We start from the raw sequence: 22,117 nt of genomic DNA on the forward strand, positions 1-22,117 counted from the left end.
ATTAAAAATCGATAAGCACAACATATAGTGGTTGGTTGTGCTAAGTGGATAGCCCTTACATAAAATCAGTACATACCATATAAAAGTGTCAATGCTGATTTTTTCACATACGAAGCATGTGATGCTTGGGGTTAATATCCCCCCCTTTGTTCGAGGTGAATCAACCGCATCCATGAGCCAATATTTAGCTACACATCAAGTCAATACAGCCAGCAACGAAGACATAGAACCTCAAGTGCAAGCGCGGCTTTGACCGTCCATGACATGGACGTCATGGCCGAGCTTACAAGGATGTACTGGCAGCGTGTCACAGAAGTGTTTGAACTTGAGGTGGTTCAGCCGCATCCATGCGAGCTAGCGAGATTTTATAAAGTTTCTTTAATCAGGCCAGTATAAAATTCTGGCGCAGTAACACTCCCTACACTATCGGTTGAAACGCGGTTAGCGAGTCGAGCATAGTGGCATTACCTAACCCTTGCATTGGGGCTACCGAGGTAAATTGGCCTTGTTCTCCGTGTAATGCCATGTAATTAAGCAGTACGGTTTCCACCAACAAATTCACGTTATTGGCCGATGGGGCTGACGCGGTATCGACTGACGCATCAGAGCGCATAAAGCCAATTTGTTGTTTCATCGCCATTTGGTCGTCATTGCCGCCCATTAATTGGGGTTTTCCAGACGGGTTATACACCAAAAAGAACGAGGCTCCGGTTGAAGAGTTATCACCCGTCCATTCGCCTTTACCACGGCCTTCCATTGAGTCATCAATACGGCCATTACTTGAAACAGAACCATCACTGAACACATACAACATTAACGGCATATTACGGCGCGAAGCATACTCTAAGCAGGCTCCCATACAGCGCCCTGCACGTAAATCGCGTAACTCACCGGTTGCCCGCTCGCCAGTGTGATAATCAAACCCACCCATAGTAACCGTACCCGCACCAGAAAAGCCGTTCACCACTAGCTTCATAATTGATGCAGTTTTTTGAAACTCTGATTCAGAATCAAACTCGTTAATGCCAAATATGCCACCAGGGCCAACAATATCTGGGTCTAATAATGGATTTAGGGTTGAAGGGTCGCCAAAACGATCCGCTAAATCAGCGCTTTTAACATAGCCGCAATTGACTAAATCTTTAATCACATCGCCACGGGTCACCTGAGTATTTACCGCCGCCATTTTTTGCGCGCTAATGCGTTGAATACTCTCCATAACCGCCACAGCATCGCGTTGCGACAATAAACTAAACAAGTCGCCCACATCCACCAAACCGGTGACATCAGACGGCCTATCAATTTTGGTTGGTCGCATGCTTAAATCAATAAAACTGGTTGGCGCCATTGAATTGCCGCCCGAGTCAGAATTACGCGAGCCCACCAACGGCATTAACGAGCCATTCGCGCCCGCCGCCGCAATGGCATACATTGGGTTATGCGGGTTGTTACCGGTGTCGTTGTCTGAGCGATTTGGGATCACAGCACCGTTTATGCGTGATGCCGTGTCTGGAGAAACCTTTTCTAAAATACCGCGTAAAAACGCAGAGTCAGAATGAAACGCTAAACCTAAATCGGTATTGATAAAATCAGACATGCCAACATTAGGATTAGCAATCGATGGCGCCATGTCACCCGGTAAGCCAAGCTTGTTGTATCCGGCCGTTGATAAAAAGTCTTGCTGGCCACCCGCGCCGCCAACTAATACATTTGAGCCGGCAATGTTAGCGCCACCAGCCAAATCAAAACTAATAAATGGAATTTTACCCGCACCTTGAACGCTAATGCCGCAAGAGCCCCTTAATGCTTCAAGATCTGGCGACAATGCCGCATGCGCATTGTTAGGATTAGCAAACATGCTAAACATAGATAATCCCGCAACTGCCGCACCACCTTTGTATAAACCCGTTGAAATAAACTCGCGTCGAGTCATGGGTTTACGGTGGTCGGCAAACAACAATGGACTGTCTGGATGAAGATGCTTTGATTTAGTCATTGTTGGATCCTTTTTGTCTCTGTTTTACGACAACATTTGCAGTGCTGTTCAGTGGTGCATGCATCAATTGAACAAAGCCCAATTGCGCGGTTGTTAATATATTTATCATCTGCGGCCCCCTATTGCACTAGCATGACAGCACTGGCCAATACCGCAGCACAGGTTGATTTAGCAATGGTTCGAGTGCGCTCTGCATTACAGGTACCACTGCACACCGACAAGCCGGTCACCAAGCTGTCTAATTCTGCATACACATCGCTTTGGCTAGGTTGGTTACTCAATGACAATGGCATTAATTGATTAATTAATGGATTGAGCAAGTTACCTCTATCAGCCGCACTTAATGCCACGCTAGGTACCGCAGTAAAATCAACATCAGGGAACCAATTACTGCGTATGCTGTTATCTTCAATTGCCGAGTCGCAATAAGCGATCGCTAATTGAGTAATGCCCATTTGCTGCGCTGAAATAAAGGTTTCAATGTTCTCAAGGCTAGGTAATTGACGTTTAACCAGCTCATAAGTGGCAAACACCTTGGTTGATTGTTGCGCCACTCCGGTTAGCACACTCATGCTGTGATTAATTTCAGCAAAGTTACGCACACCCACTTGAGCAGATTCAGTGGTGGCTGGCACCTCTGCTGGGGTAACAAATACGCCAGGTAGTACCACATTACTGTGCTCGCCTAATTGCTCAAAGGTTAAGAAAAACTCATCCTGACTCGCGCCTTTTTCAAGCGCGATAATGGTGCCAAGTGCCGAGATAGAAAACGGCTCTGCAAGTACCTGGCCAGCCGATACCGACAAGTCGAGATTAACGTACGACTGACCTTGTGCGCTTTCTTTACCATTAATACCAATACGTAAGCCTTTTACCTCAAAACTGTCGCTCACTAGCGTGCCGTCTATATTCACAATCGCAGCATTACTGAATAAATAACTGTAATTATCAAATTGGCTTACCTCAAACATCACATAAGTATTAGGTAAATCGATGAGATGGCTGATTGAGAACAATAAAAAGAACTTTTCACCAACGCCCACTTCATAATTTTGTTGCACTTGCTCAGGAGCTAAAACCCTGTTGTAAAGCGCAAGTAAGCGAACATCGCCCTGCCATACATGTTGATTAGACGCTTCACGGCCTAAAATTAGCGCAAAGCTGTCATCCCAATTTGCTAATGGAGCAATATCTTCATCAACCGCATCAATCAGCTGACCGTTCACATAAATACTGCGACCGTTAGTGGCGTTGTAGGTCATCACTACGTGTTGCAACGTCGCTTGCAGCACTTCGTCGGCATCGGGGGTGCTCAATGCAGGCTCACCATTACTACTTGATGCTTCAGTTCTGAGCATAAAGTCATAATTATATTGGGTTTGCCCAAGGGTAAAGTTACGCGCGTCATCACCGGCTGAATAAGTGACGATGCGGGCAGGCCCTTCTTGAGTCACATTATTGGGGGTGACCCAGGCTTCAATCGAAAACTCGCCCGTTGCGGTAATTAAATCGTACAATTTTTTACTATTGGCTGTGCTAGCCTGCGCTTTACCATTGGTAAATGACAATCCCCAGCCGCCTAACCAATCGACATCACCACTAAGGGTTAAGTTTGCCGCAGGAGAAATACCCGAGGTGTCATAGGCAATGGTGCCCTCACCGGTTTTGAATTGGTACAGCGCAATCACGTCAGTTTCAAAACGGCCACCGCTTGATGCGGTAATACCATCCGTTAACCGCAACGATTTAGACACCACCATATCCGCTGATATCTCATCGAGTTCAATGCCGTCACTTAACGCAGTAATCGCATCACGCATTTCAATACTGTCGTCTAAACAGTTATTCCAACAGTTATGAAACTCCGAGCCTAAGCGCACCACTAATCGTGATTGTGCTGGGTTATCTAAATTCATCACCCCTTTTGCGGCTTCATACGCTTGTTCAATATCGTTACTGGCAAAAAAGGGCGATTGTGCTGCTTGAGCCGCCTCGTTATGGCAAGAGACACAATGTTGATACACAACCGGATAAACATGCTGACTAAATAAACTGCTGTCATCTGGGTAGTTTTTGCTTGAACCTGGATCTCGAATCACGGGGACTGTTAGCTCAATCGTATTGGCTGTGCTCACTCGGTCATCAGCCCATAACTTAATCCACTGAGTCATGGTTTCGCCGCAAGCTGAATCACTGGCCAACCAACAATTGTGCCCACCAGCCACTTTGCTCACTAAACGCGAAGCATTAGGCTCGGTTAAATCAACTAAGGGGTTAGTGGCGGCATAAGCGTCGTTAACATCATTACGGCTGGCAAAATAAGGGGCTTGGTTACCTTCGGTATGACATGCACCGCACTTATCCTGAGTCGACATGTTGTCCCACAACGACGTTTTGTATTTTTGAATATCCGCGGTTGCCGCTGCTGGGCCTGTATATACGTTAGAGGTTGGCGTTTGCTGGGCGGGTGGATTTTCTTCAACATCACCACCGCCACATGCACTTAGGCCAAATAATAATGAGACAATAACAAGGCGTTTAATCATTAAAAATTTCATGCCTATTCTCCCATACAATAGTTGCCAACTTCAGCGAACACTCGCTTAAGTTGATAAGCATTCTGCTTAAAAGAGGCTGTTGTTGCGCTAATTTGCGCAATATCAGCTTGGCTTTCTGCATCACGCAAACACACTGACTTAAATACTTTTTTCACCTGGCATTGTGCAAAGGCATTGCTGTTAGCCAGCTCTTGTCCAAACGATTTAGCACCGCTACCTTGGCCGGGTAAGTCGCTGTCCCAGCCTAATTTTTGATTGGGCCCTTGGCGCCAATAATTTTGCCAATCATCGTTTGGCGTCACAAACCCATAAGGGAAACTGGTCGAGTTAATATGGTATTTAGCTTGAACGCGAGTGCCCGTGTCGGGATCGGTCTGACCGCTGGTGTTATAGGCAATTGCGCCGCTTTCACCGGTAGGGTCCTGCTCGGGGTTAAACTCATAATTATAGTAAGCAAATGCTTGTGCTAATGGATCCATACCACTGTGACAGCTTGAGCAGTTATTAATAAATAAACGGCTGTCGCCACCAGGGCTTCGGCTAACATCTTGGCGAATACGGTCAGTTGAACGAGTGTTGTCTTTAAGCGGTTCTAAATCGGTACATAAATGGTTCATTAAGGTAAAGCGGAACATGGCGCGGTTAGTGCCTAAATAAAAGAACTCTTTGGCCGCGGCGCGGCTGGTGAGCACCCCAGCGGTGGCAGATGAAGGCAAACCGTTTAGACTTGATTGTGTGGTGCGCTCAAGCCCCTCTTTTAAATCAATAAATTGGTCTTCTAATGCTTGGTAGTGCGCATTATCATTGCGGTTATAAGCGGGTAAATTTAAACTGTTTTTACCGACATACACCATATCAGCCTGCAAGATTTCTCTAAAATCGACATCATCTCTAACAGCCCCAATCACTGTGGCAGAATAATCATTTAATGGCGCAAAAATATCTTGTTCGATATTGGTCCACGGCGTAGCAAATAGTTTCAGTGTGGTGGAGTAAAACGCAGGGGTTTCCATCGCCAAATAAGCGGCTTCAATTGGCTTACCGTCATCGAGTAGTGTCGCCATGCTTTGCAAGGTTGTTTCTGACGCGGCAACACCGGCGATACGGTCATGCAATTGTTTAGCTTGCTCTAAACTACCTGCAACTACATTGGCAGAAAGTAGGCTTAATGCCCCAAGTGCCGATAGATTGATAAAATGCTTAACCTGCATGGTTTTTCCCAAATAAGATAATAAGCGCTGGCTTGTTACCGTACGAAGTCGAACCTTCATACTGTCTCCTTTTTCACACTGACGTTTAAGCCATAAACTTGCTCTGATGTAGATAAATGCTCACTTTTTATTCACCAGATGATTATTTAATCGATGTTATTGATTACACTCATCATGGCTGTTTTTTGAGCGATTACTGTCGAGAATGTTGCTGATTAAATCATTCAATGAGCCACATTAAAAGTTTTTATTTTGTTAATTTTTTTGACACTGCCAGCCAATTGATTGACGTCAAAAAAGTGCCTTGAACCGTCAAAAAAAAGTATTAAAACTATTTGCACAAAAGTCTTGAAACACTGAGCCTACAAGGCAATAATGTCAAGTGCAATCAGGTTTCACTAAGATATTTACAGCAGTCATTACAATAATAATAACCGTAAAGGAAAACAAATGAGGCCGACTTGGGGCTATAACATAATCGTGCTAACAGTAACTACATTGTTAATGGGATGTAACACTGAAACGGCGATAAAAGATGAACAGCCTGACCCCGTTCTTGTTGAATACCCGGTGGCTTATATCGAGCGAAACTTAACCGCTGTCGATCAATCACCCGCACAATTTGATAGCCTCAACCCAGCTTATTTTAATCCTGGTGCGCAACTATTAATTAAACGAAATGCCTTTGCCGACTCTCCTGCCACTAACTTAACAACCAGCTTATTTGGTGAAAATCAGCTTATTGATATTCGCGATCTTTCAATTTCTGACGACGGCCAACAAATGCTGATGGCGATCCGCGCTCCAGAAATTGACGATGCAGACGATGATGAGCAGCCTAAATGGAATATTTGGCGTTATCGCGTTGCCGATGAAACCCTAGAACGCGTAATAACTAGCGATGTGACCGCAGAACAAGCCGATGACTTAATGCCAAGCTTTTTACCTGATGGCAGAATTATTTTTGCCTCTACTCGCCAGCGTTTATCGCGCGCCATTTTACTCGACGAAGGTAAACCGCAATACACGGCATTAGATGAAAGCCGCGACAATGAAACCTTCAACATCCACGTAATGGACCCAGACGGCAGCGCCATTACACAGCTTAGCTTCAATTTAAGCCACGACTTTTATCCACTGGTACTGCAAAGCGGTAAAATCTTATACAGCCGTTGGGACCGAATGGGCGCTAATCATGGGGTTAATTTATACCGCATGAACCCTGATGGTAGCGATAATGAGCTGGTTTTTGGCTGGCATTCGCACCAACTGAGTTTAGATGAACAAAACGAATCGATTGATTTTATCAAGCCGCAACAGTTACCCAGTGGTGAGATTTTAATGTTGTTAACCTCACAAGATGACAGCGTAATTCAAAAACGCCCCGTGCTGATTAATATTGATGACTATATTGATGCTGAGCAAGCCACAGCGACATCGGGTGCCGAGGGCAGTGCCATTACTGACGCTGAACTATCTGATTTTAGCTTTTCATTTTCAACGGAACTGTCTCAAACCGGCCGTTTGAACCACTTATTCCCCCTACCCGACACTAGCCAACGTTACTTAATGAGTTGGGATTTATGCCGAGTGGTGGTCAACGATGCTATTCGTGCTTGCGGCCAGTTAACCGCTGAGCAACTGGCTGATGAAAACCTGATCCAAGCCGACCCGTTATACGAATTATGGCTACTTGATAACGCCGAAAACACCCAACAGTTAGTTGCTACAACGGCTCAAGGAACCGTGTTAACTGAGTCAGTGGTATTGCAACCAAGCTCGCAGCCTAAAAGCTTTATTGCCGATAAAGTGGTCGGTAATGAACTCGATTCGCAGCTTAGCCAAGAGTTAGCTGGTTCAATCCACATTCGCAGCGTGTATGATTTTGACGGTATCGACACCACCGCCAATGCCGGTGGAATAAGTCAATTAAGTGATCCATCACAAACGCCTGCAGCTAATTTACCTGCGCGTTTTTTACGTATTGTTCGCGGCGTGCCAATGCCGCCTGATGAGGTGCGCGACATTGCAAACACCGATTTTGGCCGCAGCAACAACCAACTCATGCGCGAGATTATTGGTTATAGCCCTATTCAACCCGATGGCTCGGTGAAAATTAAAGTACCAGCCAATGTGCCGTTAGCCATTAGCGTGTTAAATGCAGACGGCCAACGTATTGGTGGTCGCCATCGTCAATGGATAACATTAATCCCAGGTGAAACCTTAGAATGTATCGGCTGCCATACCGCCAATAGCCAATTAGCTCATGGCCGGTTAGACGCACAAGCAGACAGCATTAACCCTGGCGCGACCGGCGGCTTTGCTTACCCTAATGCCAGCAGCAACATCATTCCAGAGCAAGGGCAAACGATGGCCGAAGCTGATGAAATGGTCAATGGCCTTGCCGAGTTAACAGCCAGCCTGTCTTATCAAGACATTTGGACTAACCCGGTATTGTCAGACGTTAATCCAAGCATTAATTACAACTACAGCAATTTAGCCACGCCAGTCCCAACGGGCAGCGAATGCTTTGATAACTGGACTGCGTACTGCCGCATACAAATCAATTATGTCGAGCACATTCAACCCCTGTGGGATCTTGCAAGGCCTGTTGTCGACACAGCAACTCAAATGGTCGTTGCCGACAATACCTGTACAAGTTGCCACAATATTGTCGATGCCGACGGCGCAGCCCAGGTGCCAGCAGGGCAATTGTCATTAGTCAGTTCAGCGTCTAGCGACGAGCCAGCCCATTTAACCTCATACCGCGAACTGCTGTTTAACGATGTAGAGCAAGAAGAAGTGGATGGCATTTTAATCGACAGGTTAATTGAAGTGCTCGATGCTGACGGCAACGTGGTGTATCAAGTTGACAGTAATGGAGAGCTTATTCTCGACGCAGATGGTAACCCTATTCCAGTGTTAACCACGGTTAATGTACCCGCCATTTTGTCGACTAACGGGGCCAGTGCAAGCCGCTCATTTTTTGAGGTGATGAACAACACCACGCATCAAACTATGTTGTCGGCAGATGAACTCAAATTGCTCAACGAATGGCTAGACATTGGCGCGCAATATTACAACACGCCATTTTACTCACAGGACTAACAAAGCACAGCGCCAACCATCCCCGTTGGCGCAATAGACTTTGCGATAAGGAATTATGCTGACTTACATACGCAACACCTGCCTGCTACTGACACTATTGTGCTTAAGCCCAATATTGCAGGCTGACGACAACCCGAGTTTACGCATCGACGTACCCTTTGTTGAACTGCACTCAGGGCCGAGCGCTGGCTATCCAGTGGTATCGGTTATTGAAAAAAACGAGATGGTCAGCGTATTACTTAAACGCACCTCCTGGTTAAAAGTAAAAGACAAACGCGGCGTTGAAGGCTGGTTTCATGAAGATGATTTATTGGGATTATCTCAAGACGGTCAAGCCATTAGCGCCACACAAATCACAGCACAAGACGTCATAGACCGTCAATTTGAAGCTGGGATGATGTATGGCGACCTAGAAGGGGCCAACTTTTATAACCTGTTTGCTGGTTATGCTTTTACCCCCGTCTTTAGTGCAGAGTTATCAGCGGGTAAAGCGTTGGGGAGCATTTCAGACAGTGATGTATTTGAAGTGATGTTATTAAGTCACCCTATGCCAGATTTACTCGTTGTGCCTTACATCGGCGTTGGCGCGGGGGTCATTAATACCGAACCTCATAGCGTGTTAGCCGACACCGAGTCACGCCGTAGCACGCTAATGAGCGCCGCTGCTGGCATTAAATACCACCTTGCCCGTAATTTTATATTACGCGCCGAATACAAACTCTCGTTAGCCTTAACCGACCGAGATGAAAATGAAGAGATCCAAACATGGAAAATAGGATTCAGCGTATTTTTTTAATGCCATTACTGACCGCCAGTACCTTGGCGTTGAGCGCATTAACCCCAAGCTCAGTTGCCTTTGCCGCTGATGATACCGCTAACACTGTTAAAGCTGATGTAGAGCGCCGCGATGTGCTTGACGACCTGCTCGACACTGAAAACTTTGAAGTCGGGTTTCAGGGTGGCATTTTGTCGATTGAAGATTTTGAGTCCAGTTCATGGCTTAGCGCGCATCTTGGCTATCACATCAGCGAAAATTTTTATATTAAAGCCCGCTACGCCCAGGCTAAAGCAGGCAAAACCAGTTTTGAAAAACTGGCCAATGCCGCGCCGCTGTTAACCGACGATGAGCGAGAGTTAACTTATTACGGCTTAAACATTGGTTATAACTTGCTACCTGGTGAAATCTTTTTCAGTAAAGACACCGTGTTTAATAGCGTGTTTTCAGTTGAACTCGGTGGCGGTAACACCGACTTTGCCGGTGACGAGCAATTTACCGTTAACTTAACCGCCAACTATCGGGTATTTTTAACCGACTGGATAGCATGGGACTTAAGCATGAGTGATTACCTGTTTAACACCGAGGTTACTGGCGAATCTAAAACCACCCATAACCTCAATTTTGCTACCGGTGTGTCGTTTTATTTTTAAGTTTTACTGATTTCAAATCAGTACTTATAAGAAAAACCAATAAGGAAATTCAATGTTGTTCAGTCGATTTAGCGGTAAATGTCTTATTGCCTTAGGTGCATTGTTATTGTCGGTACAGATGTTGTCGATGCAAGCACACGCGCTCACTATTGGTGACGCGGCGCCCGACTTTACCTTAAAAAATCAGCAAGGCACTAACCTTAACTTAACCGAACAACGCGGTGAGATTATATTAATCAACTTTTGGGCGTCCTGGTGTGGCCCTTGCCGTAAAGAAATGCCGGTACTACAAAAGCTACAAGACAAGTATCAAGACCTAGGCGTGCAAGTGTGGGGCGTCAACGTTGAGCAACAAAACCAGGCCGGTAAAGACTTTTTAGCCGATCTTGATTTGAGCTTCTCAATCTTTTTTGACCAAACCAACTCCTTGTCTAAAACCTATCAGGTTGAAGCCATGCCGACGACGGTGATAATTGATCGTAACGGCAAGGTGCGTTTTGTGTTTCAAGGCTATCAAGATGGCTATGAAAAAAAATACGCCGCAGCCATTAAACAGCTGATCAGAGAGTAAATAGACGATGACATTCACTTTATCACCTCGCCTCATTGCCTTGTCTCTTAAAGGCATCGCCCTACTCAGCCTTATTGGTTTAAGTGGTTGCTCAAGCATGGGCATTGAACCCTGGGTTAAGCCCTACGAGCGTCAAAATTTGGCCGATCCAATTATGCGCTTAAATCGTCACCCTAGTGCCAGCATGCATGTGGCTCACGTACTTGAAGGCCGTGAATCAGCTCGTGGCGCAGAAGGCACTGGTGGAGGTGGTTGTGGTTGTAACTAATTTGCTTAATAACAGCGTCAAACTCTTCGCGGCGATATGCCTCGCTTTTACTACCTTAATGGCTCAAGCCGCGGTGCTCGATCCCGATCGCGCCGATATGCTTTATCACAGCTACGAAGGTGGCGGCATGACCATTGATGGCCCATCCGTCATGCTGCGAAAAAAGGCTTCTGAATCGGTGGCGATTACCGCTTACTATTATATGGACAGCATTTCATCGGCGTCAGTCGATGTTATCAGTACCGCCAGCCCGTACACCGAAAAACGTCACGAAGGTCAGATCGGAGTTGAATACCTATACGACAAAACCTTAATGTCGCTTAATTTGCGTCAAAGTAATGAAGACGATTACTTAGCCCAATCTTTTAGCATCAATGTGTCGCAAGACACCTTTGGTGATTTAACCAATCTTAATTTGGGGCTGTCTTATGGCGACAACGAGATAAAGCGTAATGGCGACGACATCTTTGAAGAGCAAAGCGAGCAATACCGCATTCGCGCAGGCATTAATCAAATCTTAACCCGCAACCTCACCGCCAGCCTCAACGTTGAAGCGATTGCAGACAGTGGTTATTTAAATAACCCTTACCGCACAGTGCGCTATGTCGACAGCAGCATTCCATCGGGAGTGGGGTATCAAGCCGAAGTCTACCCAGAAACCCGCAATTCGTTTGCGGCAAAATTATCAGCCAGTTACTTTTTACCTTACCGCGCTGCGCTGCGCTGTTTTTTCACTACCGCCATTTTAACGACAGTTGGGAAATCACCGCCAGCGATGTTGAAGTAGGTTATCGCCATCCCATAGGTGACAGTTTAGAACTAGAGCTAAAAGTGCGTTATTTCCAGCAAACTCAGGCAGAGTTTTACAGCGATTTATTCCCCTATCGTGACGCGCAAAATTATATGGCGCGCGACAAAGAGTTAAGTGACTTTAGCGACATTACCTATGGTTTAGGGATCACCTATATGCTGCCCGCGTCGATGTCATTTGGCGATACCCGCTCAGAGGCATCCTTACAGTGGGATTATATCGACTTTCAGTACAATAATTTTAGGGATCCCACCGCAGACGGCGGAGTCGGTAGCGAACCTTTTTATGGTTTCTCTGCCAATGTGATCCGCGCCTTTGTTAGCGTGTACTTTTAATGTCTGTATTTAACGTTATCGATAAAAGATTGACCCTACAACGCAATTACCAAGGCCTTAACCCTATGACTACCGTGCGTAAATCTTGTGCATTTTTAACCCGCTTATTTGCTGTCACTGCACTGCTTGCAAGCTTATTTGCCATACCAGTACATGCTGAAGGAGCTAATAAAGGCGCGCTGGCATCTGAGCTTGAAGACATTAAAAGCCAGGTATTAAAGCTCAATCGCGATTTGTTTATTTTAGAAGAAGACTTACTTTTTCCGGCCAGCACCCAAATTGCGGTTTTTGTCTCGGTTGATGTAGGGCGTTTTCTTAAACTCGACAGTGTAGAACTTAAAATTGACGACAATAATGTTAGCGGTTTTTTATATACCGAGCGTCAACGTAAGGCACTAGAGCAAGGCGGCATTCAACGTATCTACTTAGGCAATTTAAAAATGGGCCCTCACCTGTTAACCGCTATTTTTACCGGTAACGATGCAGAAGGTCGTACAGTACAACGCGCGATTAGCCATAACTTCGATAAAACCGATGAAACCGTGATGATTGAGCTTAAAGTTGAAGACAGTGAATCAAGCTATCGCGCAGATATCAAAGTCGAACAGTGGGCGTTGTAAATCATAATGGCCGCCATCATTCAATCTGTTAATACAAAGCGAACTTACCGCATTGGCCAACTTTTTCGCCCGGTGGGCGCTGCTGTGCTATTAACTTGCGCGTTAACCTTATTTGCCCAGCCAACAGCCCATGCAGCAGAGCAAACGGAGGCGGTCACTTCAGTAAAAACAGACTTAGAAGATAAGTTCTATCGCCAAGCCTTGTACTTTTACTTCGCTGGTGATTATGGCTCAGCACTGAGGCAAATTAGTTTAAACCGTCAACGTCAGGGCATAGATTCTGATCGCAGCCAGCTGTTTGAAGCAGGACTGCAAGTGGCCATAGGGTTACACGACCAAGCCACGCAAACCTTAACGCGTTTTGAACAAAACCAAACACACACGGCCAATGGCAGCCAAGGAAAATCGGCCACATCACCGCAAGAGCTACTGCTCATTGCCTTGTTGCAATTAACCGAGCAACAAATTGATCAAGGCGACAATGTTAGCGCCCAGCTCACCCTAGGTAAAATCACCACAGTATTACCTGATTATGTTGAGCAATATCATATATTAAGCCAATTAGCTTATTGGCCAGCACCGCCACCATTAACCGCACAAGTGCAGCAAACAGCCGTTGAAGATGACGTGGTGCAGACTAATTCATCTGCCGCTTACATCGCCTTAAACCAGGCATTACTGTACATGGAGCAGCAAGAATACAGCGCAGCTCAACCTATATTAATTGAGCTTAAAAACCAGCAATGGCAGGCTCCCGAGGTGAATTTTTGGCAAAAGCTGTTTAACCCGTTTGCACAGCCCGATATTTTTGACGCCAACGACCAGCTCAAACCACAAGTGCAAGATGCATTGTTGCAACAGCAAGCCATTAACGACTACGCCAAATTACTACTGGCGCAGCTCTATGTTGCTAATCAGCAATACGATTTAGCCTATAATGAGTTGGTTGATTTTCCGCAGCAAAGCCCCTACGCCGAATCGGCGCTATTTTTGTTTGCTTATTCTGCCCAGCAACAACAGCAATATGACATGTCGTTCAAACTGTTGGCGTTATTACAACAGCAATACCCCTACTCAAATTTAGCCTGGCAAGCCGCATTGCTTAGCGCCAAACAAGTGAGTGAGCAGCAATCGTTAGCACAAGGCTTAACCTTGTATCAGCAAGCTGAGCAGTTATATTTACAAAAAATTGCCGAGCTAAAACAATTCGGCAAGATCTTCAACGACAGCAAAAACATTATGGATTTTGCGACTAAGGCTGAAGATGAGCAAAACGCCTTATTAACACCAAAGTCAGATGTACTCGCGCTTATATTAACCCAACACTTTAACACCGACGCCCCCTGGCTTAAAAAAGCACTAAACGATCCGTTACTGGCAACCGATTACCAAACCCTGCTTAACCTTGAGTTACTCAGCGACAATATCAAAACCCAGCAGCGCAACAGCCAATGGATTAAAGACACATTAACACTCAACAACCAACGCCAAGCTAGGGTTTTAGAACAACAAAAGCAATTGGCTTACCATGAGATGATCCAAAGCTTAATGGCGCAAAAGCAGCGTATTGCGGACATTATCGCCCAGGCAGAAATCGAGCAAAGTCCACAGGTATTTGCCAACCCAACGCAGCAACAATGGTTAAATCGTATCGATGCTAGCCAGGCGACGCTGAATAAATTGGCTTCACAACGTAATATCGATGATGAACAGCAGCGACTCAATAAAGTCAAAGGCGTGTTGCAATGGCAATTACAAAGCACATTTCCACAACAGCTTTGGCAGCATAAACAGAGCCTTAAACAATTAACCGAGCAACTTGAACAGCTTGAGCTGCAAGCCAGTCGTTTTAGTGATTTATCCACTAACCCACGTTTACTGTCTGACTTTGACGTGCGCCAACAGCAAACACAAACCGACATCAACAAAATGACCTTGAATATCGAGGCGTTGAGTCTCAAAACCAGCCGAGAGATCCGCGGAAAAATCAGTATTTTCACCCAGCAACAGCAATATACATTACAGCAATTATTGCTCACCAGCCGTCACCAAATGGCCAATGTATTAGAGCAAATGGCGCAAGCTGACAACATATCATCCCCTGCTGCATCAAGTGTTGATAGCGCTTCACAAGGAGCGCGCTAATGTCTGCCTCATCTTATGCATCAAGCGCATTAATTATCGTCAGTGGCATGCTGTTATCGGGTTGTTTTAGTAGTGGGCAAACTGATTATAACCAGCAAGCTAAACGGGCTAGCTTGAGCGATTTAGCCAATAAAACCAGTAGCAAAAAGGTCGCCGCCGTTGAAATGAGCCAACAGCAACGAAGTGCCGCTTTAGCTGGGATTTATCAACAATTATTGACCTTAGAGCCCGATCCTGAAGTGCGTACTCATGTGGAATATCGCCTGGCGCAAATTAACACCGAATCTTTTGAAGCTCAATCTTATGCAGACTTAGGTGATGAGCTAACCGACCCAGCACAAGCCGACAGTCAGGTATTGGCCCAGCTCAGTAAAAATGATGCCGCATTGCAGCAATTAATTGAGCAATACCAGCAACTACTCCAACGCTATCCGCAGCGGGCTGAAAATGAACATTTACGCTACCAGTTAGCTAAAGCACTCGACTTACAAGGCAATCTAGACGCTAGCCTGGCGCAGGTTGAATTACTATTAGGCCAATATCCTCAAACCGATTATCTGGCTGAACTGAACTTTAGGCGCGGCGAGATTTACTACAATTTGCAAAATTACACTGCGGCTATTCAAGCTTATAAACAGGTATTAACTGCTAGCAATAACCAAAAATATCAGCTCAATAGTTTGTATATGCTCGGTTGGTCTGAATTTAAGCTCAACCGACTCGCTAATGCCGATAATGCATTTTTACAAGTGTTTGAAGCACTGGTTGCTAGCCAACAAAATAACCCACAAGTGGTTAATTTAACCGCGGGTGATTTTGCCTTTGAAAAGCTTGGCAGCCGCGCGCAAAACCTGGCCATTGATACTCAACGAGTGCTGAGTATTTCATTAAGCCAGCAACTGCAATCACAGTCGTTAGTGGCATTGGTGAATGACAATCAATCACTACCCTATATTGGCTTATATCAACATGTGTTATTTGCCAACTTAGCCACCTTTTTACTCGACAAAAAGCTTGACCATGATGCGGAGTTAACTTACCAGGCCTATATCGACTTTGCCCCTAATCATATTTGGGCGGCGCGCTTTTCACTGGAATTACTCAACCTGTACCAGCGTCAGGGCAAATTTGCCGCCATGCATAAGCTTAAAAATGATTATGTAAACCAATACGGTTTAAACAGCACGTTTTGGTTAAAGGCTTCAGCGGCGCACCAAGGTGAATTATTACCGCATTTACTGAGCTTTAGTGACGAGCACAGCCGCCGTTTGTATGCTAATGCGCAAACCCTGCAAGGCAATGCGCGCATTAACGCTTTTGCCCAGGCAGCCACTGCATTAAACACTTATTTGCAGCTGGCCCAATTGCCTCAAGCTAGGCCATTACTCAGCAAAGACATTATTCACGACCAGTATCTTTTTGCTGACGCGAACTTTGAAGCCAAGCAGTATCAAGCTGCGCTAGACAGCTATTACAACATTGCGTATGAGCCAACAGACGCAAAGGCGTCAACAGCGTTAAGCCAAATCCAGCAGCAATCAGCCTACGCCACAACCGTGACCATTCGTGAGCTAATAACACAGCAAAGCACAAATGCAGCAGAGATTGCCACACCATTAATTAGCAAACGCAATCAATTAGATAAACAATTTATTAAGCAATATCCGCAAGATGAACGCGCCTTACAATTGGCCGGCAATGCGGCGCAATATTCGTTTGACAGCCAAGACTACGTTAGCTTGAAATACTTTACCGATTTTGTCCTTCAAGCTCATGGCATAGCACCACTGACAGCAAGCTCTAGCGCAGCACAAACAGCAACGCCATTATCAGACACTGCCCGTAAACAAGTGCAGTTTGTCAGCCAACTGTATGCCAATAGCCTGTATCAACAAGAGCAATATGCACAGGCAGAAGACGCTTACGTGCTTGCGCTGCAATACACAGATAACAGCGCGACCGCTTGGAGCGAAATGCGCAACTTACTGGCCTCGAGTATTTACTTTCAAGCCCTCGCCCTTAAACAAACTGAGCCACTATTGGCTGTTAGTCAGTTATTGCGTGTCTCTCAAGTGGTGCCAGAATCACAATATGCGGTAAACGCAGAACTTGATGCCGCTAACCTATTGCTAGCACAACAGCGCTGGCAGCAAGCGATTGATGTGTTAAAACCATTTCAAAAACAATATCCAAACCATGAATTTAGCGCGGCCATTCCCGCAAAATTAGCCCAGTCATACGAAGCGTTAGCCCAGTGGGACTTAGCCGCAGAGCAATTATTAATTATTGTCGCCAACGAGCAACCTGGCCCGTTAAAGCGTGAAGCACAATACACCGCGGCCGAATATTATTTAAAAGCAGGCGATCGCAACAACGCCCTCACCACCTTCAGAAGCTATGCAAAAACCTACCCGCAACCATTTGATGTGGCCCAGGAAGTGCGCTTTAAAATGAGTGAGTTTTATCGCCAAAGCGGTGAAGCCAATAAACAATATTACTGGTTTAGGCAAATACTCAGCTTTGATCGCCAGCAACTGCAAAATGATGCTAGCGCCATTCAAGCCCGCCAGGTCGAGCTAGCCTCAATGGCCGCCTTTGCGTTAGGCGAAGCAGAGCAGCGTAGCTTTGCGGCCATTAAGCTCAATGCACCACTGCAAAAAAGCTTAAAGCGTAAACAAGACGCCATGAAAAAAGCCATTGATTATTATCAACAAGTACTCGGTTTTCAATTAGCTAAATACGTGCCGCATGCCACTTATAATCTGGCAGAAATGTACCGTCAATTGGCAAGCGATATGATGAATTCTCAGCGCCCGAATGATTTGGACGAGCTCGCACTTGAGGAGTACGAAATTTTACTCGAAGAACTCGCTTACCCGTTTGAAGAAAAAGCCATCGACATCCACATCAGTAACACCCAACGGGCATGGGAAGATATTGTTGATCAATGGGTTGATAAAAGCTTTATCCGCCTGGCAGAGATGTCTCCTGCCCTGTACCAAAAATCAGAATTAACACACGAGGTGATCGATGCGATTCATTAATTCATTATCAACCTCAACCATGAGGCAAAGCGTATTTATCGCCTTGTTCTGTGTGACATTTTTAGCCAGTTGCAGCACGGCGCCCAATAGTAATGATGTCAATACGCCAAGCCGCACAGCATCATCGGATGCCGCCGAACAACACATTGTCGACATGGTTAATATCGCTAACAAAGACGCCAATACGACTTTAACTGCTATTGCCGACAAACAAGATCAACGCAACGTGTATCTTGAACAAGCATCGCTTCGTTTAGCCGAAGTCCCCGCCGCGGTATTAGCACAATACCAACAAGCGATTAACGCGATGAAAACCCAGCAATGGCAAAACGCCAACAGCCTGTTTGATAACGTTATCGCAGCACAGCCACAGTTGTCAGGGGCTTATGTCAATAAAGCCATCATAGCAATTAACCAACAAGCGTTTGAGCAAGCCGATGCCCTGTTAGCACAAGCCATTAAGGCCAACAGCAGTAACCCATATGCGCATCAAATTAAGGCAAACCTTGCCAGACAACAAGGTCAATATGCCCAGGCTGAACAAGGCTATTTAACCGCACTAGCATTGTGGCCGCAGTATCCTCAGGCTCAAATCAATTTAGCGATGTTATTAGAGCTTTATCGCGGTAAGTTATTACAAGCAAGACAGTTTTATTTGGCTTATTTAGCCAATCAACCAGACGATGAACAGGCAAAACGCTGGCTTGCTGGCGTCGAAATTAAAATTAAACGTGCAGGGTTAACCCTACCCGATAACACCAACGGAGCAGGCTAAAATGAACATGATAAAAGCGCTGCAATTGATTGCTATTTGTTTGTGTTGGGCGGCGGCTATTCAAGCAAGTTTTGCCAATGAAGCCGACAAACCAAACACAACGGCGGTAAACAACAAGCCGGTGGTGATCGAAAGCCAAGTCACGGGTTCTCAAGAACAACCTAAAGTGCTGTACATCATGCCGTGGCAAGGAATCACCAACCCAATAGACATCAATAACAAAGACATGCGGCTCACCCTGCCTGAATTTAAACCCATTAACCCCAAAGCATTTAGGCAACAGGTGAGAGACTTTGCCAATAGCAATCAACAGACAGAGTAACCTCAATAAAATAAATACAGCTAAACACCAAAATACATTAACTACCTGAGTCACAAGATAATTGCCCCATGCAGCCATAAACACCTGGGGACAAACAACAAAAATAGAAGGAACATCACATGAGTTTTACCGACCATATCATTGCGTTTTTACAAAATGGCGGCCCATTTATCTACCCTATCGCCTTAGTGTTAGTGGTCGGTTTAGCCATTACCATTGAACGCTGGTTATATTTAAGCTCAGCGCATCGCACTAACCAAAAAGCATTTTCGTTGATTAAAAGTGCCCTCAAAACTGGCGACGTTAATACCATTAGTCAACATGCGCAAAATCATAAAGCACCGGTGTTTGACGTATTGCAGTCAGGTATTGCACGTATATCAAGTGCCAGCCGCCGTGAAGATGTTGAATACGCCATGGAAGAAACCGTAATGGAATACATGCTGCGCCTTGAAAAACGCACACCATTTATTGCCACACTGGCGAATATCGCAACGTTACTCGGTTTGTTAGGTACCATTATGGGTTTGATTGCGGCGTTCTCGGCCGTTGCCAGCGCCGACCCAGCTGAAAAAGCCAACTTATTGTCATCGAGTATTTCGGTGGCGATGAACACCACCGCATTTGGTTTGATCACCGCTATCCCACTGATTTTATTTCACTCGAGCCTACAAACTAAAACGGCCACCATTGTTGACTCAATTGAAATGGCAGGCATCAAACTGCTTAATTCGTTGTCATTTAACCAGCAAACGGATAACAACCGAGGCTAATGAGTATGAGACGCCACCGTCGCCCCAATACCCAAGATGCAGAACTGGATATCACCTCATTCATGAATTTGATGATCGTGTTAGTGCCGGTGTTACTGCTGAGTTTGGTGTTCTCACAAGTGCGCATTGTTAACTTACAACTGCCGGTATTAACCGAAGAAGAACAAGCACAAGATGAACAAGAACCCAAAATACTCGAATTAGTGATCACCCCTAGCCGCTTAACCCTCAACTATCCGGCGGGCATGGCACTGAAACAATTTGACCGAACAGAAACAGGCTATGACTTTGCCGCGCTGTCGGTGTACTTGCAAGATTTAAAGCTGACATTTCAGCAGCAAGGTATAGAGAAAAACGACATTGTATTACTGTTAGATCCAGCCATTGACTATCAAACCATAGTATCGGCCATGGACACAGTGCGATCGTTTAAAGCCGTGGTTGCCGCTAATTTGGTTGATGCTGAGTTGTTTCCAATGGTCTCGCTTGGTGATGCTCCGGCTGTTAGTGACTCAGAGTCACAGGCCACTATTGGACAACCAATAGGAGCCAAGCAATGATGAAACAATCGGCCAGAAGCCGCAGATTAGTTAAACATCACAAACGCTTAAAAGCGGGTAGTAAGCTTAACCTTGTCGCGTTGATGGACATTTTTACGATTTTGGTGTTTTTCTTAATTGTGAATCAGTCTGAAGTGCGCGTATTGCAAAATATTGAAAAGCTTAGCTTGCCAGTGTCTGTCGCTGAAACCTTGCCCGTTGAAAACCTTGTTATCACAGTCATCGCCGACACAGTGTTAGTACAAGACCGGGCTATATGGCAAAAAAGTGAAGATGGACAAGAACTCACTGAACAAGAAAACCCTGAGTTTATTAGCACCTTAACCACCGAGCTGACCTATCAAGCCAGTAAGCGCACCGAGCTGAGTGAAACCGAACAACAAAACGGCCGTGCGGTCACCATTATTGGCGATGCGGCAACACCTTATGTGGTGTTAAAGCAAATAATGGCAGCCTGTGCAGCAACTGGTTACCGTGATATTTCGTTAGCGGTTGAACAGCAGGCTAAACAAGCCGATGGGGAGAGCTAACATGACTACCGCTACCCTTGGAACCGCTCAATTTAATCAGCACACAAGCAATAGCTTTAATGATTTAGGCGACTTATTTAAGCCCAGCAAACAAGACAAACTGTTTAAACAGATTTTGTGGCTATTGCTGCTGGTTTATTTGGTGTTTGCCGTTGTGGTGCCGATGCTTGAGCAAGTTGAACAGCCACGTGAAGTAAAAGAGCAAGTACCGCCACAACTGGCGAAAATCATTTTGCAAGAAAAGCAGCTACCGCCACCGGTTAAACCTGAGGTGAAGCCACCTGAGCCGGAGCCTCTGCCTGAGCCAGAACCGGCTCCGCCAGAAGATAAGGTAGTCGAGAAGCCGGTAGAGCCAGTGGTAAAACCTCAAGTTGTGCAGCCATCAACCCGTGAAGCAGCCAAAGAAAAAGCCAGCACATCAGGCTTAGCCGCCATGAAAGATGAGCTATTTTCTATGCGTGAAGCCTTTGATGTTACCCCAACGGCGCAACGTAAACTTGACCAAACCACGAGCCAAGAGGTCAAAGTAAAACGTGACCTACTAGCCGGTGCGGCCAATAAACAAACTGATAGCTTGGCAAAATCAACCATTAGCCAAACGGTGTCTTCTGGATCGCTTAGCGGTAACGAAACCCAACAAATTCGTCTCGCAAAAGAAGAAGTGTTAGCCAGTCAGGGCGCCGCTGCTGAAAAGGCCAGCCAAGCCAGTCATGCTGGTCAACGTTCAGAGGCTGCCCTTAGGCGCACCTTAGAAGCCAATAAATCTCGGCTTTATTCGCTCTATAACCGCGCCTTAAGAAAAGATCCATTTTTAAAAGGCAAAGTGATGTTTGAAATTGTCATCCAACCCAATGGCAATATCAGCAAAGTGACGATTAAATCGAGCGAGCTCAACAATGCCAAGTTAGAACGTCAATTAACCTTGGTACTACGTTCAATTACTTTTCCGGCTGAAAAAGTCGCGGTAATGACCACCATCTGGTCTATCGACTTCTTCCCGAGTTAAGCAGCGTTACCCGCTGACTTTAGGCAATAAAAAAGCAGGTGATGATAGCCTCATTA

19 protein-coding genes are annotated in these 22,117 nt (G+C 45.6%); 16 read left to right on the forward strand and 3 right to left on the reverse strand.

The features are described 5' to 3' along the window. Positions 1–418: 418 nt before the first annotated feature. From IEY42_RS01245 to IEY42_RS01255, 3 genes are all read right to left on the reverse strand, one after another. On the reverse strand, positions 419–1,996 hold the full coding sequence (locus IEY42_RS01245; protein WP_188923575.1) for a general secretion pathway protein GspF: 1,578 nt from the start codon (positions 1,994–1,996) through the stop codon (positions 419–421). 119 nt (positions 1,997–2,115) lie between these two features. Then, a complete protein-coding gene (locus IEY42_RS01250) occupies positions 2,116–4,554 on the reverse strand; it encodes a LamG domain-containing protein (protein ID WP_229779847.1) in 2,439 nt (812 codons plus the stop codon). Between the two features lie 2 nt (positions 4,555–4,556). After that, complete coding sequence (locus IEY42_RS01255; protein ID WP_188923576.1) at positions 4,557–5,825, reverse strand: hypothetical protein; 1,269 nt, start codon at positions 5,823–5,825, stop codon at positions 4,557–4,559. A 390-nt stretch (positions 5,826–6,215) separates the two neighbouring features. Between IEY42_RS01255 and IEY42_RS01260 the strand changes: the two genes are divergently transcribed. From IEY42_RS01260 to IEY42_RS01330, 16 genes are all read left to right on the forward strand, one after another. Next, positions 6,216–8,873: an HzsA-related protein gene (locus IEY42_RS01260; RefSeq protein ID WP_188923577.1), complete on the forward strand. Its 2,658-nt coding sequence runs from the start codon at positions 6,216–6,218 to the stop codon at positions 8,871–8,873. Positions 8,874–8,928: 55 nt separating this feature from the next. Next, positions 8,929–9,669 carry an outer membrane beta-barrel protein gene (locus tag IEY42_RS01265; RefSeq protein WP_188923578.1) on the forward strand — a complete coding sequence of 247 codons (741 nt, stop codon included), beginning with the start codon at positions 8,929–8,931 and terminating at the stop codon, positions 9,667–9,669. Then, on the forward strand, positions 9,639–10,301 hold the full coding sequence (locus IEY42_RS01270; protein ID WP_229779849.1) for an outer membrane beta-barrel domain-containing protein: 663 nt from the start codon (positions 9,639–9,641) through the stop codon (positions 10,299–10,301). Before IEY42_RS01265 ends, IEY42_RS01270 begins: the two co-directional genes overlap by 31 nt. 52 nt (positions 10,302–10,353) lie before the next feature. Next, positions 10,354–10,872, forward strand: a complete 519-nt coding sequence (locus IEY42_RS01275) for a TlpA family protein disulfide reductase (protein ID WP_188923579.1) — start codon at positions 10,354–10,356, stop codon at positions 10,870–10,872. Between the two features lie 7 nt (positions 10,873–10,879). After that, positions 10,880–11,140: a DUF4266 domain-containing protein gene (locus tag IEY42_RS01280; protein ID WP_188923580.1), complete on the forward strand. Its 261-nt coding sequence runs from the start codon at positions 10,880–10,882 to the stop codon at positions 11,138–11,140. Further along, positions 11,127–11,927: a DUF3570 domain-containing protein gene (locus IEY42_RS22555; RefSeq protein WP_248972619.1), complete on the forward strand. Its 801-nt coding sequence runs from the start codon at positions 11,127–11,129 to the stop codon at positions 11,925–11,927. Before IEY42_RS01280 ends, IEY42_RS22555 begins: the two co-directional genes overlap by 14 nt. Next, on the forward strand, positions 11,903–12,286 hold the full coding sequence (locus IEY42_RS22560; RefSeq protein ID WP_248972621.1) for a DUF3570 domain-containing protein: 384 nt from the start codon (positions 11,903–11,905) through the stop codon (positions 12,284–12,286). The genes IEY42_RS22555 and IEY42_RS22560 overlap by 25 nt, the downstream gene beginning before the upstream one ends. Beyond that, positions 12,286–12,906 carry an AraC family transcriptional regulator gene (locus tag IEY42_RS01290; protein WP_229779851.1) on the forward strand — a complete coding sequence of 207 codons (621 nt, stop codon included), beginning with the start codon at positions 12,286–12,288 and terminating at the stop codon, positions 12,904–12,906. The genes IEY42_RS22560 and IEY42_RS01290 overlap by 1 nt, the downstream gene beginning before the upstream one ends. Before the next feature lie 6 nt (positions 12,907–12,912). Beyond that, positions 12,913–15,051, forward strand: a complete 2,139-nt coding sequence (locus tag IEY42_RS01295; RefSeq protein WP_188923581.1) for a tetratricopeptide repeat protein — start codon at positions 12,913–12,915, stop codon at positions 15,049–15,051. Continuing rightward, positions 15,051–18,095, forward strand: a complete 3,045-nt coding sequence (locus tag IEY42_RS01300) for a tetratricopeptide repeat protein (RefSeq protein WP_188923582.1) — start codon at positions 15,051–15,053, stop codon at positions 18,093–18,095. The genes IEY42_RS01295 and IEY42_RS01300 overlap by 1 nt, the downstream gene beginning before the upstream one ends. Then, complete coding sequence (locus tag IEY42_RS01305) at positions 18,082–18,870, forward strand: tetratricopeptide repeat protein (RefSeq protein WP_188923583.1); 789 nt, start codon at positions 18,082–18,084, stop codon at positions 18,868–18,870. The genes IEY42_RS01300 and IEY42_RS01305 overlap by 14 nt, the downstream gene beginning before the upstream one ends. A 1-nt stretch (position 18,871) precedes the next feature. Beyond that, positions 18,872–19,192 (forward strand): hypothetical protein, encoded by a 321-nt coding sequence (locus tag IEY42_RS01310; RefSeq protein WP_188923584.1) that lies wholly within the window; start codon positions 18,872–18,874, stop codon positions 19,190–19,192. 119 nt (positions 19,193–19,311) lie between these two features. Then, positions 19,312–19,965: a MotA/TolQ/ExbB proton channel family protein gene (locus IEY42_RS01315; protein ID WP_188923585.1), complete on the forward strand. Its 654-nt coding sequence runs from the start codon at positions 19,312–19,314 to the stop codon at positions 19,963–19,965. Between the two features lie 5 nt (positions 19,966–19,970). Continuing rightward, positions 19,971–20,525: a biopolymer transporter ExbD gene (locus IEY42_RS01320; RefSeq protein ID WP_188923586.1), complete on the forward strand. Its 555-nt coding sequence runs from the start codon at positions 19,971–19,973 to the stop codon at positions 20,523–20,525. Then, on the forward strand, positions 20,522–21,055 hold the full coding sequence (locus IEY42_RS01325) for an ExbD/TolR family protein (RefSeq protein ID WP_188923587.1): 534 nt from the start codon (positions 20,522–20,524) through the stop codon (positions 21,053–21,055). The genes IEY42_RS01320 and IEY42_RS01325 overlap by 4 nt, the downstream gene beginning before the upstream one ends. A gap of 1 nt (position 21,056) precedes the next feature. Further along, positions 21,057–22,061, forward strand: a complete 1,005-nt coding sequence (locus tag IEY42_RS01330; RefSeq protein ID WP_188923588.1) for an AgmX/PglI C-terminal domain-containing protein — start codon at positions 21,057–21,059, stop codon at positions 22,059–22,061. The last annotated feature ends 56 nt before the right edge of the window (positions 22,062–22,117 follow it).

This window comes from Shewanella algicola (genome assembly GCF_014648035.1).
Taxonomy (GTDB): domain Bacteria; phylum Pseudomonadota; class Gammaproteobacteria; order Enterobacterales; family Shewanellaceae; genus Shewanella; species Shewanella algicola.

Bases quoted from the DNA above. Each gene is read 5' to 3' on its own strand.
- IEY42_RS01245 (WP_188923575.1), bottom strand. From the start codon at position 1,996: ATGACTAAATCAAAGCATCTTCATCCAGACAGTCCATTGTTGTTTGCC.
- IEY42_RS01250 (WP_229779847.1), bottom strand. From the start codon at position 4,554: ATGAAATTTTTAATGATTAAACGCCTTGTTATTGTCTCATTATTATTT.
- IEY42_RS01255 (WP_188923576.1), bottom strand. From the start codon at position 5,825: ATGAAGGTTCGACTTCGTACGGTAACAAGCCAGCGCTTATTATCTTAT.
- IEY42_RS01260 (WP_188923577.1), top strand. From the start codon at position 6,216: ATGAGGCCGACTTGGGGCTATAACATAATCGTGCTAACAGTAACTACA.
- IEY42_RS01265 (WP_188923578.1), top strand. From the start codon at position 8,929: ATGCTGACTTACATACGCAACACCTGCCTGCTACTGACACTATTGTGC.
- IEY42_RS01270 (WP_229779849.1), top strand. From the start codon at position 9,639: ATGGAAAATAGGATTCAGCGTATTTTTTTAATGCCATTACTGACCGCC.
- IEY42_RS01275 (WP_188923579.1), top strand. From the start codon at position 10,354: ATGTTGTTCAGTCGATTTAGCGGTAAATGTCTTATTGCCTTAGGTGCA.
- IEY42_RS01280 (WP_188923580.1), top strand. From the start codon at position 10,880: ATGACATTCACTTTATCACCTCGCCTCATTGCCTTGTCTCTTAAAGGC.
- IEY42_RS01290 (WP_229779851.1), top strand. From the start codon at position 12,286: ATGTCTGTATTTAACGTTATCGATAAAAGATTGACCCTACAACGCAAT.
- IEY42_RS01295 (WP_188923581.1), top strand. From the start codon at position 12,913: ATGGCCGCCATCATTCAATCTGTTAATACAAAGCGAACTTACCGCATT.
- IEY42_RS01300 (WP_188923582.1), top strand. From the start codon at position 15,051: ATGTCTGCCTCATCTTATGCATCAAGCGCATTAATTATCGTCAGTGGC.
- IEY42_RS01305 (WP_188923583.1), top strand. From the start codon at position 18,082: ATGCGATTCATTAATTCATTATCAACCTCAACCATGAGGCAAAGCGTA.
- IEY42_RS01310 (WP_188923584.1), top strand. From the start codon at position 18,872: ATGAACATGATAAAAGCGCTGCAATTGATTGCTATTTGTTTGTGTTGG.
- IEY42_RS01315 (WP_188923585.1), top strand. From the start codon at position 19,312: ATGAGTTTTACCGACCATATCATTGCGTTTTTACAAAATGGCGGCCCA.
- IEY42_RS01320 (WP_188923586.1), top strand. From the start codon at position 19,971: ATGAGACGCCACCGTCGCCCCAATACCCAAGATGCAGAACTGGATATC.
- IEY42_RS01325 (WP_188923587.1), top strand. From the start codon at position 20,522: ATGATGAAACAATCGGCCAGAAGCCGCAGATTAGTTAAACATCACAAA.
- IEY42_RS01330 (WP_188923588.1), top strand. From the start codon at position 21,057: ATGACTACCGCTACCCTTGGAACCGCTCAATTTAATCAGCACACAAGC.